This is a genomic window from Caulobacter sp. GW821-FHT05F04 (assembly GCF_059419665.1).
The window spans coordinates 189,162-203,691 of record NZ_JBWKSF010000004.1; the positions used below are offsets into that span (position 1 = coordinate 189,162).

Annotated in this window: 14 protein-coding genes; 6 read left to right on the forward strand and 8 right to left on the reverse strand. The window is 65.6% G+C overall.

Annotated features, from left to right (window positions below):
- Positions 1-2: 2 nt before the first annotated feature.
- Positions 3-314 (forward strand): hypothetical protein, encoded by a 312-nt coding sequence (locus AC07R7_RS12480; RefSeq protein WP_099444777.1) that lies wholly within the window; start codon positions 3-5, stop codon positions 312-314.
- 103 nt (positions 315-417) lie between these two features.
- On the opposite strand, the gene AC07R7_RS12485 is transcribed toward AC07R7_RS12480, so the two are convergent.
- The 5 genes from AC07R7_RS12485 to AC07R7_RS12505 all read right to left on the reverse strand — a co-directional run bounded on the left by AC07R7_RS12485 (position 418) and on the right by AC07R7_RS12505 (position 6,252).
- Positions 418-2,025 (reverse strand): methyl-accepting chemotaxis protein, encoded by a 1,608-nt coding sequence (locus AC07R7_RS12485; RefSeq protein ID WP_494635355.1) that lies wholly within the window; start codon positions 2,023-2,025, stop codon positions 418-420.
- A gap of 230 nt (positions 2,026-2,255) precedes the next feature.
- On the reverse strand, positions 2,256-3,404 hold the full coding sequence (locus AC07R7_RS12490; RefSeq protein ID WP_494635356.1) for an acyl-CoA dehydrogenase family protein: 1,149 nt from the start codon (positions 3,402-3,404) through the stop codon (positions 2,256-2,258).
- A gap of 73 nt (positions 3,405-3,477) precedes the next feature.
- The gene (locus AC07R7_RS12495) at positions 3,478-4,947 is read right to left on the reverse strand and encodes an amino acid permease (RefSeq protein ID WP_494635597.1); all 1,470 of its coding nucleotides are present in this window, start codon (positions 4,945-4,947) and stop codon (positions 3,478-3,480) included.
- Between the two features lie 34 nt (positions 4,948-4,981).
- Positions 4,982-5,983, reverse strand: coding sequence for a putative sulfate exporter family transporter (locus AC07R7_RS12500; protein WP_494635357.1), 1,002 nt, complete (start codon positions 5,981-5,983; stop codon positions 4,982-4,984).
- Positions 5,980-6,252: a DUF6356 family protein gene (locus AC07R7_RS12505; protein WP_494635358.1), complete on the reverse strand. Its 273-nt coding sequence runs from the start codon at positions 6,250-6,252 to the stop codon at positions 5,980-5,982. Before AC07R7_RS12505 ends, AC07R7_RS12500 begins: the two co-directional genes overlap by 4 nt.
- Before the next feature lie 122 nt (positions 6,253-6,374).
- Between AC07R7_RS12505 and AC07R7_RS12510 the strand changes: the two genes are divergently transcribed.
- The 3 genes from AC07R7_RS12510 (at position 6,375) to AC07R7_RS12520 (ending at position 10,530) form a co-directional block, all read left to right on the forward strand.
- Positions 6,375-6,842, forward strand: a complete 468-nt coding sequence (locus tag AC07R7_RS12510; protein WP_494635359.1) for an Lrp/AsnC family transcriptional regulator — start codon at positions 6,375-6,377, stop codon at positions 6,840-6,842.
- Between the two features lie 1,101 nt (positions 6,843-7,943).
- A complete protein-coding gene (locus AC07R7_RS12515) occupies positions 7,944-10,082 on the forward strand; it encodes a GNAT family N-acetyltransferase (protein WP_494635360.1) in 2,139 nt (712 codons plus the stop codon).
- Positions 10,072-10,530 carry an ASCH domain-containing protein gene (locus AC07R7_RS12520; protein WP_494635361.1) on the forward strand — a complete coding sequence of 153 codons (459 nt, stop codon included), beginning with the start codon at positions 10,072-10,074 and terminating at the stop codon, positions 10,528-10,530. Before AC07R7_RS12515 ends, AC07R7_RS12520 begins: the two co-directional genes overlap by 11 nt.
- A 7-nt stretch (positions 10,531-10,537) precedes the next feature.
- Here AC07R7_RS12520 and AC07R7_RS12525 read toward each other — a convergent pair whose 3' ends face one another.
- Positions 10,538-11,167, reverse strand: coding sequence for a TetR/AcrR family transcriptional regulator (locus tag AC07R7_RS12525; protein WP_492836591.1), 630 nt, complete (start codon positions 11,165-11,167; stop codon positions 10,538-10,540).
- Positions 11,168-11,461: 294 nt separating this feature from the next.
- Between AC07R7_RS12525 and AC07R7_RS12530 the strand changes: the two genes are divergently transcribed.
- A complete protein-coding gene (locus AC07R7_RS12530) occupies positions 11,462-12,304 on the forward strand; it encodes a UDP-2,3-diacylglucosamine diphosphatase (protein WP_492836589.1) in 843 nt (280 codons plus the stop codon).
- Entirely contained in the window at positions 12,304-13,395 is a 1,092-nt protein-coding gene (locus tag AC07R7_RS12535) for a glycosyltransferase family 4 protein (RefSeq protein WP_494635362.1), read from the forward strand. The genes AC07R7_RS12530 and AC07R7_RS12535 overlap by 1 nt, the downstream gene beginning before the upstream one ends.
- On the opposite strand, the gene AC07R7_RS12540 is transcribed toward AC07R7_RS12535, so the two are convergent.
- Together AC07R7_RS12540 and AC07R7_RS12545 are read right to left on the reverse strand one after the other, a co-directional pair.
- Entirely contained in the window at positions 13,392-14,171 is a 780-nt protein-coding gene (locus AC07R7_RS12540) for an HTTM domain-containing protein (RefSeq protein ID WP_494635598.1), read from the reverse strand. The two genes, AC07R7_RS12535 and AC07R7_RS12540, sit on opposite strands and share 4 nt — an antisense overlap.
- Positions 14,069-14,521 carry a hypothetical protein gene (locus tag AC07R7_RS12545; RefSeq protein WP_494635599.1) on the reverse strand — a complete coding sequence of 151 codons (453 nt, stop codon included), beginning with the start codon at positions 14,519-14,521 and terminating at the stop codon, positions 14,069-14,071. The genes AC07R7_RS12540 and AC07R7_RS12545 overlap by 103 nt, the downstream gene beginning before the upstream one ends.
- Positions 14,522-14,530 lie beyond the last annotated feature (9 nt).

A 14,530-nucleotide genomic window follows, 5' to 3' on the forward strand; every position in this document is an offset into this window, starting at 1 on the left:
GGATGAAATATCCGATCGCTATTGCCGCGGGAATCGCTGGCAGCTTTTTCGTCGCTCAGGCCGCTTCGGCCGCCGGTGGCTTCGAAGACCAAATGGGCCGTTGCCTGCAGCAGTTCGCGAACACCCGCGACGCCGCTCAGGTGATGCTGGAATGCACCGCCGACGCCGGCAAGCTGTCGGACTGCAAGGTCGTCGACAACAGCGCCGCCGGCAAGGGTTTCGACAAGGCCGCCATGTGCATCGCCGAAAAGCTCCCCATGGGCGCCAAGACGGGCACCGTGAAGGTCCCGTTCCGCTTCCCGGGCGGCGCGTAAGCATCAATCCCTTCCGGGGAACACATAGCGCCCTCGCCGACACCGTCGGCGGGGGCGTTCTGCTGTTCGCAGGTCAAGATTCGCACCTGACCCGCTCCTTTACTCAAAACTCTTCCCATTTTTCTTTGAGCGCCGCGGCCGCATTGCCCCGCGCCGCTGGGGCGGAGACGGCCGGCTGGCGGCCGGGGCGGCTGAGAGGGCGGGCGACAGGCGGAGCGCGCGTCGGCGTGGGCGTCGCCGGCGCGGCGGCCTTCTGGCGCGCCGAGATCGAGAACGTCGCCACCTGCTTGACCAACTCCAGCGTCTGACCCTTGAGGGAATGGGTCGCGGCCGTCGTCTGCTCCACCATGGCGGCGTTCTGCTGAGTGACCTGGTCCATCTGATTGACGGCCGTGTTCACCTCGTTAAGCCCCTGAGCCTGCTCCTGGGCCGAGCTGGCGATCTCCACGATCAGGGCGTCGATTTCGGCCACCTTGTCGACGATGCCGCGAAGGGCCTCGCCCGTCTGGCCGACCAGACCCACGCCGCGATCGACCTGGGCGGTCGAGCTGGCGATCAAGGTCTTGATCTCCTTGGCCGCGTCGGCGGATCGCTGGGCCAAGGCGCGGACCTCCTGCGCCACGACGGCGAAGCCGCGACCGGCCTCGCCCGCGCGCGCCGCCTCGACTCCGGCGTTGAGCGCCAACAGGTTGGTCTGGAAGGCGATCTCGTCGATCACCCCGATGATGTTGCCGATCGAGCGCGAGCTGGTTTCGATCTCGCCCATGGCGGCCACGGCCTGGTCGACGACGATGCCGGACTTCTCGGCCTCGGCCTTGGCGCCGATCACCACGTCCTGCGCCTGCTTGGCGCCGGCCGCCGAGCGACGGACGGTCGAGGTGATCTCGTCCAGAGCCGCCGCCGTCTCTTCCAGGCTGGCGGCCTGTTGTTCGGTGCGCCGCGACAGGTCGTCAGCGGCTTCGCCGATCTCGTCGGCGCCCGAGCGGATTCCGTCGGTGGCGTCGGCCACGCGGCTCATCGCCCGCTCCAGGATGCCGACGGCGTTGTTGAAGTCGTCCTTCAGCTTCTGGAACTCCGGCGCTACCTCGGCCGACAGGCGGCCGACCAGGTCGCCCTGAGCCAGGCGGTCGAGCGCGTCGCCCAGCGCCTGGACCACCGCGTTCTGGCTGGCCTCGTTGGCCAGGCGCACCGCCTCCAGGCGCTGGCGCTCGGCCTCGATGGTCTCCAGATAGATCGAGATGGCGAAATCCATGTCCAGCATGACCGCCTTCATCAGCGCGCTCACCGCGTCGCCGGCCTTTGTCGGGTCGCCCTTGGCCATGAAGCCCTTGGGCCACTGGTCGTTGATCGTGGCGCGGATCAGATGCTCGCTGACCACCGCGTAACCGCCGATGTACCAGCGCGGCTCCAGGCCGATGCGGGCGTGGGTCTGGCCGATAGCGCGCACGGCCTTGACGTAGGTGTCATCGAACTCGGCCCGTGCGATCACGTCCCAGTGCGCCTGCTGGCGGCTCGAGGCGGACTGAATGTGGCCCTCGTCGCCGAAGAACTTGCGGGTCTCGGGCGTCGCGCGGACATTGGCGTAGAAGGCGTCCAGGGCGGGGCCGATATTGGCGCGGACGACGGGCTGAAGCGCGCGGAGGGAGGCCCGCGCCCTATCGTCCAGACCCATGAACGCCGCTCGTTCGCTGATCGCGTGATCTTGGCTCATGGTCGTCCCCGTTTCGTAATCCGGAGACAACCTCGTCCAGTATACTTAATGCCGGCTTAAATATTCTCCGTATGCGAAGCGGCAGGATGACGCACGACACTCAAAGGTCGTGAACACACCTTTGAGTAGCAGCGCCTTCAAAGACATTTGCGTGCACTGGAAAAAGCCGCCTCCCCGCGGCGTGGCGCCACGGCTCTACCAAAAATCAGGCGCGACATCCCGCCGCAGCCCTACCCGCCGCGCTTCAAGGTCTCGCGGGCGATGACCAACTGCTGGATCTGGCTGGTGCCCTCGTAGATGCGGAAGATCCGGACGTCGCGGTACAGCCGTTCGATTCCGTAGTCGGCGACATAGCCCGCGCCGCCGAACACCTGCACGGCCCGGTCGGCCACCCGGCCGACCATCTCCGAGGCGAAGAGTTTCGAGGCCGCCGCCTCCAGGGTGACGCCGACGCCGGTGTCGCGCTTGCGGGCCGTCTCGAGGACCAGGGCCCGGGCCGCCAGGGCTTCGGTCTTGCTGTCGGCGATCATCGCCTGGATCAGCTGGAAGCTGGCGATCGGCTGGCCGAACTGCTTGCGCTCGCTGGCATAGGCCACGCAGTCGGCGATCAGCCGCTCGGCCACGCCCACGCAGACGGCGGCGATGTGCAGGCGGCCGCGGTCCAGCACCTGCATGGCGACCTTGAAGCCCTCGCCTTCCTCGCCGAGCCGGTTCCAGGCCGGGACGCGGACGTTGTCGAAAGTGACGTCGTGAATGTGCGCGCCCTGCTGGCCCATCTTCTTCTCGGGCTTGCTGACCGAAAGGCCTGGCAAGTCGCGCGGAACCAGGAAGGCCGAAACCCCGCCCCCGCCCTTCACGTCGGGATTGGTGCGGGCCATCACCGTGAACAGCGAGGCCTTGCCGGCGTTGGTGATGTAGCGCTTGGCGCCGTTCAGGACGTAGCCGTCGCCGTCCAGCGTGGCGCGGGTCTGCACCGCGGCGCTGTCGGAGCCGGCTTCCGGCTCGGTCAAGGCGAAGGAGGTGATGATCTCGCCCGACGCGATGCCCGGCAGCCACTTGGCCTTCTGGTCGTCGGTTCCGAACATCACCAGGCCCTGGCTGCCGATGCCGACATTGGTGCCGAACACCGAGCGGAACGCCGGCGAGGCGCGGCCCAGCTCGACGGCCACCAGCGCCTCTTCCTCCATGTTGAGGCCTAGGCCGCCGAATTCTTCGGGGATCGACAGGCCGAAGAGACCCAGGCCCTTCATTTCCTCGACGACGTCGGCGGGCACCGCGTCGTCCTCGGCGACCTTGGCCTCGATCGGGCGCAGGCGCTCGGCCACGAAGCGAGCCACCGTCTCGATCAGCTGCTCGCGGGTTTCCAGATCGAGGGCCATGCGCTTCTCTCCCATGCGTCAAACGCTTGTTTTGACGCGGACTGTAGCGATGGCCCTCGAGATTGGAAATCCCTTACCGCGCGGCCTTTTCAGCCTGGGCCAGCACGCTCTTGCGCATGCCGTAGGCCAAGTAGACCACCGCCCCGATGATGTGGGCGAACAGGAAGTAGATCTGGGTCTTGGCCGGCAGGCTGTAGAACAGATAGAGGCACCCCAGGATGCCGGCCGGGGCCACGATCTGCCAGGCCGGGGTCGAGAACACGCGCGGGCGGTTCGGCTCGCGACGGCGCAGCACGATCACCGACAGGCCCACGGCGATGAACGCCGCCAGGGTGCCGGCATTGGCCAGCTCGGCGATGTCCTTCAGCGACAGGAAGCCCGACAGCACCGCCGACAGGGCGCCGGTCAGCAGGGTCATGACCACCGGCGTGCCGGTCTTGGCGTTGACCTTCGACAGGGCGCGCGGCAGCAGGCCGTCGCGGGCCATGACGAAGAAGATCCGGCTCTGGCCGTACATGAAGGCCAGGATCACGGTCGGCAGGGCCACGACGGCGGCCAGGGCCACCAGCTGGGCCATCTTGCCGTGCTGCAGGCTCTCCAGGATGAAGACCAGCGGCGCCTCGCTCTTGGAGAAGATCTCGGTGCGCGACGCGCCGATCGAGGCGGCGGCGACGATCATGTAGATGGCCGTGCACGCGGCCATCGAGCCGACGATGCCGATGGTCAGGTCGCGCTTGGGGTTCTTGGTCTCCTCGGCGGCGGTCGAGACCGCGTCGAAGCCGTAGAAGGCGAAGAAGATCAGGCTGGCGGCGGCCATGACGCCAATCTTGGCCGAGTCCGGCGCGGCCCCGGCGGGCACATGGGCCGAGAAGCCGTTGGGCATGAACGGGGTGAAGTGGCTGGCGTCGAAGGCCGGCAGGCACAGGACCACGAAGATGACCAGAGCGATGATCTTCACGAAGACCAGGACCATGTTGACCGTGGCGCTCTCGCGGGTGCCCAGGGCCAGCAGGCCCGCCACCGCCATCGAGATGATCACGGCCGGCAGGTTGACGACGCCGCCGGCGTGCGGTCCGGCCAGCAGGTAGTCGGGAAAGCCCGCCATCTTGAACAGGCCATGGGCGTGGGCCGACCAGCCGACGGCGACCGCCGCGCAGACCAGGGTGTATTCGAGGATCAGGCTCCAGCCGACGAACCAGGCGACCGGCTCGCCCATGGCCGCGTAGCTGTAGGTGTAGGCGCTGCCCGCCGCCGGCATCAGGGTCGACAGCTCGGCGTAGCACAGCGCGGCGCAGGCGCAGACCGCCCCGGCGATCAGGAACGACAGGATCACGCCCGGCCCGGCCAGGCCCGCGCCGACACCGGTCAGGGTGTAGATGCCGGTGCCGACGATGGCCCCGACGCCCAGAGCGACCAGGTGGTACCAGCTGAGGGTCTTCTTCAGCTGATGGCTGTCCGCGTGGCCCGCGGTGATGGTGTCGATCGCCTTGCGACGCGTCCAGATGCTCAAAATCAGGTCCCTCCGACTCTTGGCCGGGACCATGGAGCGGGTTTCGTGCTCCGCCAAGGCCTGATCTTTAGAAGAATATTCTCGTCAGGGCGTAGGCCAGGACGGCGACGGCGACGGTGACCGTCGCCAGCATGACCGCCAGCTTCGGCTCGACCTCCAGCAAGGCCTTGGGCCCCAGCTTGGCCGAAATGGCCCCGACGCCGGCCAGCAGCAGGAAGCCGGAGCAGGCCGCCATGGTCGTGACCAGGGCGGGCGGGATCAGGCCCAGGCCCCGGCAGGCGGCAAGAGCCGCGAAGCCTAAAACAAAAAGCGGCGGCGCCTTGAGACCGCCGACCACGCCGCCTTCCCGGGTGCGGGTCAGCATCAGGCCGATCAGGATGACCGCCGGGCCCAGCCAGACGATGCGGGCCAGCTTGGCCAGGGCGGCGGTGCTGGCCGTCTCGGGCGAAACCGAAGCCCCGGCGCCGGCCACCTGGGCGACGTCGTGGATCGAGAGGCCGAAGAACACGCCCGACTGGTGGGCGCTCAGGCCCAGGGCGTGGGCGATCGGCGGATAGGCCAGCATGGCCACGGTCGACAGCAGGTTGACGCCGACGATGACCAGCGCCGTCGTGCGCTGGTTGGCCGGACTGGCCGGCGCGGCCTGTGACGCCGCCAGAGCGGCCGAGGCCCCGCAGATCGAGCAGGCGGCGGCCGCGATCAGGGCCTCGGCGAACGGCAGGCCCAGCGCGGTCCCCGCCAGCGCCCCGACGCCCAGCCCGCCCAGCACCACCGCGCCGCTGGCGACGATGGCCGGACCGCCCAGGGCGGCGAACTCGCTCCAGCTGATCTGGGCGCCCATCATGGCCACGCCGAGCCGCAGGCCGGGCTTGGCGAAGACGTCGAGCCCCGCGCCCAGCTGGGCCTGCAGGCCCAGGGCGCCGAGCATCATGCCCAGCACCACCGCGACCAGCGGCGCCGGGGCGTGCAGGTTCGTGGCCAGCAGCTTGGCCAGGATCGCCAGCAGCAGGCCGGCGACCAGGCCGGGCCCCAGCTTGCCGGCGCTCAGGCGCAGGGCGGCGGTCGTCATCCGCGGACGGTCTCGCCGGAGATCTGGCCCGAGATCGGCGCTTGAGCCGCGAAATGCGCGTCGGCCTTGGCGCAGCGGCTGGACAGCCGCTCGTTCAGCCGGCGCACCGTCTGGCTGCCGGTGCGCTCGAAGGCGAACGGCAGCAGACCGTGGACGAGGCAGGCCAGGCCCGCGCCCAGCAGGGTGAAGCCGAAGCTCCAGGCCACACCCATGTGCTGGCCATAGCTTTCGCCGACCGACTTGGGATGACGCGTGAAGGACAGGTCCATGGGAGCCCCGTTGCTGTGCCGAGGCGACCTAGGATGGCGAGGATTCGAAGAAAGACATGGTTTGAAAGGTTACCCGTTCCACGATACGGAGAATTTCATTCTCCAAAACAGGGGATCGCGAGATGATTGATCTCGATCAAGTCGACCGACGCCTCCTGGCCATCCTGCAGGAGGACGCCACCGTCGCCATCGCCGAGCTGGCCGAGCGGGTCGGCCTGAGCCAGACCCCGTGCTGGAAGCGGATCAAGCGCCTGCAGGACGCCGGCGTCATCACCGCCCGCGTCGCCCTGCTGGACCGCGCGGCCCTGGACCTCGCCCTGACCGTCTTCGTGGCGGTCAAGACCGGCCGCCACGACGAGGCCTGGCTGACCCAGTTCGCGGCCGGCGCCAGTTCCCTGCCCGAGGTCGTCGAGTTCTACCGGATGAGCGGCGAGGTCGACTATCTGCTCAAGGTCGTGGTCAAGGACATCGCCGCCTATGACCGCTTCTACAAGCGCCTGATCGCCACCGCCCCGCTGACCGACGTCTCGTCCAGCTTCGCCATGGAGCAGATCAAGTTCACGACGGCGCTGCCGATCTGCCCGAGCTAGGCTCACGGCTTCGCCGCTTCACGCGGCGCGGCCGCTGAAGGCGTGTGGGGAGGCGACGGAGCGGCCGGGCGAACCCGGAGACCGTGAGGGTTTGTTTGCGTTTCGGCTCGCTTGACCGCTCCGCCAGGCTGTTCTTGCCCGTGAGGATGGGGGGCGTGAGCGTCTTTCAGCTCGGGACCCCACTAGCCCCCGGACGGGCGCGGACCAAGTCGATCGGCTACATCCGTCTCGACCCCGACGATCCACGATAGGCGGCTTGTACGATCACCACCCTGTCGCTCCGCTGTCGGCTTTGGCCCCGGACGGCTCCGTCACCCGTACGCGCTCCTAAAGAGTAAGCCGCACGACCTGACGACACCGCCGGGAACCGCCAGCGGCCCCGCTCAACCTACCCCCGCCGCCGTATTGGGCCGGATCCAAACGCCCTCCCCCGCGACGGGGACAGCTCTGAGTATCGGGGCGGATTCAACGCCGATGACGCAGGGGCGCGAAAAAGTGAGAAGTTGTTGATTTCGTGGGGTTCTATGTCGCCAACACCGGGGATACAGCGCCCTCAATCCCCGCGAGGGCGCATTTTGAAACCCTCTCTCTTTGAGAGAGGGAGGGGCCCACGCCCGCGGCGTGGGAGGGTGAGAGGTTACACCCTCTCCGGACAAGGCGCTGACGAAACGCGCGGCGGAACGGTCCAGGCTTCCCCGGCCACCAGTGAAACCTCTCACCCTCCCACCGCTACGCGGCGGGCCCCTCCCTCTCTCCATGAGAGAGGGTTTCCGGTGCGCGCCCTCTTCCCGTCCAAGACGCCTTCCGCCCCGGAAGAGCGCCCGCCTTACATCTCACGGCGAGACGATCGCAGGGCTGTCCAGGTCACTCAAGGCCGACGCTCCGCGTCGCCGCGCGCGGTCGCCAGAGGCGAGCCTTGACTGACCTGGACAGCCCTGCACGCTGCAGCCTCCAAGAGATTTAAGGCGGGCTCCCGGCGCGGGGCGTCGGGTCGCGACGTATTGGATAATTTCCTCAGCTAGCCGAGGCGAGCCGAGCAGAGATTGCAGGCAAAGATTGACTGCACCCACCTCTAACGCATCCTATATCGTAGGGGGTGCCATGGCTTTTCGGATCGTGACCAACAACGCAGTTGTCGCGGAGTTTATCCGCGACATCCAAGCGGCAGCCGACACTGACAAAGAGGCACTAGGGTTTCTGCCTGCTGCTGCATATAGAGAAGCGGTCCATAAGGGCGAAATAACTGTCGCTCTCCATGATGCTACACATGGCCCACAATATGCTGGACATATCTGGGTCAGTGGCACCTACCCGCACGCGCGTGTCGTCCAGCTTTTCGTTTCCAGAGAATTTAGAGGTCAGAAACTCTCCACTCGCCTACTGCGCTCCATTGTTCAGACTGCTGAAGCGCTTGGCTATTTGACCATCAAAGCTAACGTCGCGGCCGATCTAGACGCTAACAAGATCTATCAGCATCACGGTTTTGAGACTGTACGGACAAAGCCCGGCGGACGAGCACGCAGTCGCCAGATAAATATTAGAGTTAAAGACTTAGCAACACCCACGCTATTTAATTTTCATCCGGCCTCAAACACCTTCATTTCCGACACAGATACTACACCAGATTCCCAACCGCTATACCTTCTTGATTTGAATGTATTCTTTGATGCGACGCGCAAGCGGCGGGCGACGCCAGCTGCCCAGAGAATTCTCGCTGCGGCGTTCAACAGTGGGGTACGTCTTGCCGTCACGACGGAGTTCATCAAGGAACTACAGCGAACATCAATTGGTAAAGATGACCCAGTCCTAAGTTTTGCTAAGCAGCTACCGTCAGTTCTGGGACCATCAAAGGCGGAGATTGAAAGTCTCGCAGCGCGTTTATCAGAAATAGTTTTTCCGGAGAAAACCCGAGACGGCAAGCTTTCAAAAAATGATACGTCGGATCTCAATCATCTTTCTGAAGCAATATTGGTCGGCGCTGTCGGCTTCATAACCGGTGAGCGTGCGATTGTACGAGCACATGCATCACTTCTGGAACACTATAGACTTAGTGTATGGTCCACCGAAGACTTCGCTACCCTGGTGACACCCGCATTTTCAGATTTGCCGGGGACCAGCCATGCCGAACATGACCTCTCATTCAAAGAAGAAATGCTCTCGAACGAGACGAGGGCGTTTCTTATCGCTCATGGAGCGTCAGAAGAAGCGATTGGCGCCTTCAGCCGCCGAGATGCAGCCGACAAGCGCTTTCGCTACATAGCCGCTAGAGAATCAACCTCGCTCGTAGCGTTTGCAGCTTACAGATCGTCTGTCGGGCCGAACGATCAAGCAGGCCTCTTACTCGTCGCTGACCCGCGCCATTCCGCGACCCCAACTGCCGTTGATTTTCTAGTAGAGCACGCAGTGCGCGCGTCGGTTCAATCTCGACCTTCACGCATTGAACTGCCGCACATCAGTGGTCAGTCGGTGGTACGAAAAGGTGCCGTAGCAAATGGTTTTCTCGCCTCAGGATCGCGGGCTGATAGTCCCCTAAGAAAAATCTCAATTGGAACAGTGATCATACCCTCGCGATGGGCGGCCATGCGTGGTCGAGTTGAGAACAGTACTGGAATAACTCTTCCAATCGATTGTCCAAAATTCGAGAATGACGAACAAGAGATATCAATCGCGCTCGATGGTAGAGATGCGACTGTCTCGCTGGCTGCCCTTGAATCGATGTTGGCACCGGGCCTGCTTCTACTGCCAGATCGTCCAGTTGCCATTGTGCCAATTAGGCGCGTCTGGGCCGAGGATCTCGTTGGCGGAGCTCAATTGGCGTTACTGCCAAGGCCGGAAGCCGCGTTCAGATCTCGGCGTGTCTACTTTGCTTCGGTTGCCAATCAGCACAACCTCGTAAGAGGGCGGCCCATCATTCTCTATGAATCGGGAAAGAAGGGAGGAAGCGGAACGGCGATAGCTGTGGCGCGGGTATCAAAAGCCGAGGTGCTTTCGAAGGCTCACGCCCCAGAAGCTCTCCTTCGAGCAGCCGTCGTACGCGGCGCTCAACTAAATAAGCTTGTTAAGGGTGCGACCGTTCTTGCCGTATGGTTCGATAATATCATGCGCTTCGAGAATCCGGTGTCATTCAAACGCATGGAGGCCTTCGGCATGGACGACAAAACTAAGCTTGTTAAAAGCCACATGTTGAAGTTCGAAACTGCGGTGCAAATTCTTGATGCCGGAACCCCCAATGCGCGATGAAGATCCGATCATGCTCTCCGTTTCGCCGGGGTATGCGCGGTCAATCCTCGCTGGCGTCAAAGGCGTCGAGCTGCGTCGACGCGCCCCTCGGATTAGTCGCGGCACTAGGGCCTGGCTCTATTCGACGCTCCCGGTCGGCCAAGTGGTAGCAGTGCTTACCATCGATGAGGTTGTTGAAGCTCCGATCGCCGAACTGTGGTGTCGCTACGGTCCTCACGCCGCGATTAAGAAGGAAGACTTCGACGCCTATTTCGCAGGTCTCTCCCACGGGGCAGCACTCATCATTCGTGATGTTCAGGCACTCAAGGAGCCGGTCTCATTGAACGAAATGCGCGAGGGCGGGGCTTTTCAGCCGCCACAGTTTTATCGCCGCGTTCGCGCTGGCGCTCCCGAAGCGCGTCTATCGAAAAGCGAGCTGCATCCAGTAATGCGGCTAGCTGTCGGCTAGCCCCCCCCTACTCCGGCCACAAATCCTGCACATCGCCCTTGCGGTTCAGCATGTGCGTGGCCCGCTTGATCAGCATCAGCAGGCGCTCTTTCCGGCCGTCCTTGTCGTAGGTCAGGGTCGTGCGCGCCAGGCCCTCCAGCATGAAGCGCGCCAGGTCGCGGCTGGCCTGGAAGCGGGGGCCGGCGCCGGCGTGGAGGATCTTCAGGAAGTGGTCGCCGGCCTGGGCGCGGTCGAACTCGGCCTGGGCGGGGGCCAGCAGGGCGTGGATGGCCGGGTCGGTGCGGCCGGCGTCCTCCAGCTCGCCGAAGGCCAGGAACGGCACGCTGTGCAGCAGGTCCCAGTAGCTGTCGATCGCGTGCTCGGTGACGTCGGCCCCGGCGGGCAGGTTCTCGGCGGCGGCGCGGAATAGGGTCGAGCGCTCGGCCTGGATGTGGGCCACGGCGGCCTCGACCAGGGCCTCGCGGGTGGGGAAGTGATAGAGCATCGCCCCGCGCGTCAGGCCGGCGGCGTCGGCGATCACCGGGTTGGTGGCGGCGTGGTAGCCGATCTCGGCGATCAGGCGCATCGCCTGGTCCAGAATCCGCGCGCGGGTCTTCTGGGATTTCGGCGTGTCCTTGGCGAGGCGGGCGGCGTCCATGCCGGTGATCTAGTCGCCGCGATGCTGCACCGCAACAGGCTTGCCGCGCTCCGGCAACCCCAAGCGGCGAAAGGGATTGCTTATCGGTCCAGAATTTTGACAATCACGTCGAAACTGCGCATTTCGCGGGCAGACGGCGGACCGCCGCGAGGGCGCGGCGCCTTAACGCGCGGTAAATCCGCCGCGGCCCCATTTCATCAAAGCGACATGCAATCAGCTTAATCGCCTGCCGTTGGCCGCCATCTTCCGATCCGGGGACGGAGTGATCTCGCGGCGCCACACGGGGGTTCGACCATGAGCGCCGACGTCGCCGTTCGCCGCTACCGCTCCATCTTCATCAGCGACCTGCACCTGGGCACGCGCGGCTGCCAGGCCGAGCTGCTGCTGGACTTCATCCGCCACGTCGAGTGCGACAAGCTGTATCTGGTCGGCGACATCATCGACGGCTGGAAGCTGCGCAGCGGCTGGTACTGGCCCCAGGCCCACAACGACGTGGTCCAGAAGATCCTGCGGATGGCGCGAAAGGGGACGGAGGTGATCTACGTCCCCGGCAATCACGACGACCGGATCCGCGATTTCTGCGGCGTCCACTTCGGCGGGGTGATCGTGGCCCGCGACGTGATCCACGAGGCCGCCGACGGCAAACGCTATCTGGTTGTCCACGGCGACGAGTTCGACGGCATCGTCCAGCACGCCAAGTGGCTCGCCTTCCTCGGGGATTGGTCCTATAGAACCATCCTCATGCTGAACACTCTGGTGAATCGCCTGCGGCGTCGCCTGGGGTTCGGCTATTGGAGTCTGTCGGCGTTTCTGAAGGTCAAGGTGAAGAACGCGTTGCAGTTCATCGAGAACTTCGAGGCCGCCGTGGCCGACGAAGCGCGACGTCGGGGGGTGGACGGCGTGATCTGTGGTCACATCCACAAGGCCGAGATGCGCGACATCGACGGCGTCCGCTACATCAACGACGGCGACTGGGTCGAAAGCTGCACGGCCCTGGCCGAGCACGCCGACGGCCATCTCGAGATCCTGGAATGGGCCAAGCTGCGCTCGTGGTCGGTGATCGACCGCGCCCGTTCGATCGCGCCTCAAGCCGCTGAAGCCGCCGACGAGCCGTTGCCGGAGCCCGCCGCCGCCTGATGCGAATTCTGCTTGCGACCGACGCTTGGGAGCCTCAAGTCAACGGGGTGGTCCGGACCCTGACCCGGGTGGTCGAGGAACTGCGCGCCATGGGCCACGAGGTCGATGTCGTCAGCCCCGAACAGTTCCCGACCTTCCCGCTGCCGACCTATCCCGAGATCAAGCTGGCGATCGGCGCCTACGAGCCGGTGCAGGAGCGCTTCAAGCAGTTCGAGCCCGAGGCGATCCACATCGCCACCGAGGGTCCGATCGGCCTGGCCGCGCGCCGCATCTGCCTGGAGTGGAAGCTGCCGTTCACGACCAGCTATCACACCAAGTTCCCGGAATATGTCTCGGCCCGCCTGCCGCTGCCGCTGGCGGCCGGCTACACCTACATGCGCTGGTTCCACAAGCCGTCGGGCCGCCTGATGGTGGCCACCCCGACCATGCGCGACGAGCTGGCCAAGCACGGCTTCCGCAACCTGTCGCCCTGGTCGCGCGGGGTGGACACCGACATCTTCAAGCCGCGCGTCGAGGGCGATCCCGACCCGTTCGAGGGCCTGCCGCGCCCGATCTTCCTCAATGTCGGCCGGGTGGCCGTCGAGAAGAACATCGAGGCCTTCGCCAGCCTGGACCTGCCGGGCACCAAGGTCGTCATCGGCGACGGCCCGCAGCGCGAGGAGCTGGCCGAGAAATATCCCGAGGTGAAGTTCCTGGGCGCCAAGTTCGGCGACGAGCTAGCCCGCTATTTCGGCGGGGCGGACGTGTTCTGCTTCCCGTCCCTGACCGACACCTTCGGCCTGGTGATCCTGGAGGCCATGGCCGCCGGCGTGCCGGTGGCGGCCTTCTCGGCCCCGGGCCCGGTCGACATCATCCCCGGCTCCAACGCCGGCGTGCTGGCGCCCGGCCAGACCGACGGCCTCAAGGAAGCCTGCCTGGCCTGCCTGGACCTGGACCGCGCGGTGGTCCGCAAGTTCGCCGAGAAGTTCTCGTGGCGCTCGTGCGCCGAGGAGTTCTTCCGCAACCTGCAGCCTTATCCGGAGCCGGAGAAGACCCGCTTCTGGCGGCGGCTGCGGCGCCTGGCGCGGTTGCGCAAGAAGACGGCCGCCTAGAGCAGCCGTCCCTGCAGCCACAGGATGGCCGGATAGGTCGCCAGCCAGGTCCAGAAGAACCGGTTGAGGCCGAACAGGCAGGCATTGGCCAGGTGGAAGGTCGCCGCGATCGCCAGGCCGGCGATCAGGGCGGGCTTCCACAGCAGGGTCAGCGGGAAGGCCAGCTCGAAGCCCATCACCGCCCAGGACATGACCCGCAGCAACTGGGGCCGCTCGGCGAAGCGGCGCAGATTCTGGGAGACTGGATAGGCGGAAAACTGAAAAACGTCGCGCAGCGCCCGGCCCGAGCGCCAGTCGGGATTGACGATCTTGACCCCGCCCGAGATGAAATAGCTGAGCATCAGCTGCGCCCCGAGATAGCCGAACGACAGGTCCTTGAGGGCCGGCGTGGGCAGCAGGCGGGTCAGGACCAGGCACCACAGCGCCAGGAGGCCCATGCGGTCGCTGCCGCCGTTATAGGGGCCCTGGAAGCGCTCGAGGATGAGCAGCGACACCAACGCCAGCCCGACCAGCGGCCAGGGCGCGGCGATCCCGCCGGCCACGAAGACGCAGAGCAGGATCCGGATGGCGAACAGCGGCCGCTCGCCGGGCAGGCCGCGCAGGTGCTCAAGGCTCTGCTGGATCAGGGCCAGCGCCAGCAGGATCTCGGTCAGGCGGACGGCGGTCTCCAGGCTCATCGGACGTCGATGTCCTTGAGCAGCCGAGGCGCGGGCTGGACCATCACCTCCTCGGTCAGCGCCTCGCCCTCGCGGCTGACGAAGACCAGGCGAAAGCACAGCCACGGCCGCGCGGGATCCTGGGGCTCGACGGCCAGGTCGGCGGCGATGCGCTTGAACAGTTCGGCCTCGCTATGGGCCGGCGTGCGGTCCTCGGCCAGTCGCTCGGCGCAGCTCATCACGAACAGGGTCTGGTTCCAGCGCGGATTCCAGACCAGGCGCTTGACCATGGTCGCCAGCGACACGTGCTCGGGCCGGGGCCGGAACGCGCGCCAGACGCCGGTCGCATCACCGGGCGAGGCCAGCAGGGCGTATTCGACGCGCGGCGCCGGCGCGATCACGTCGAAGAAGTTCCACGACGGGATCAGGGCGGGGAGGAGGAGCTTGAGGGGATCAGGCAGGATCGGGATCGTCGGGCT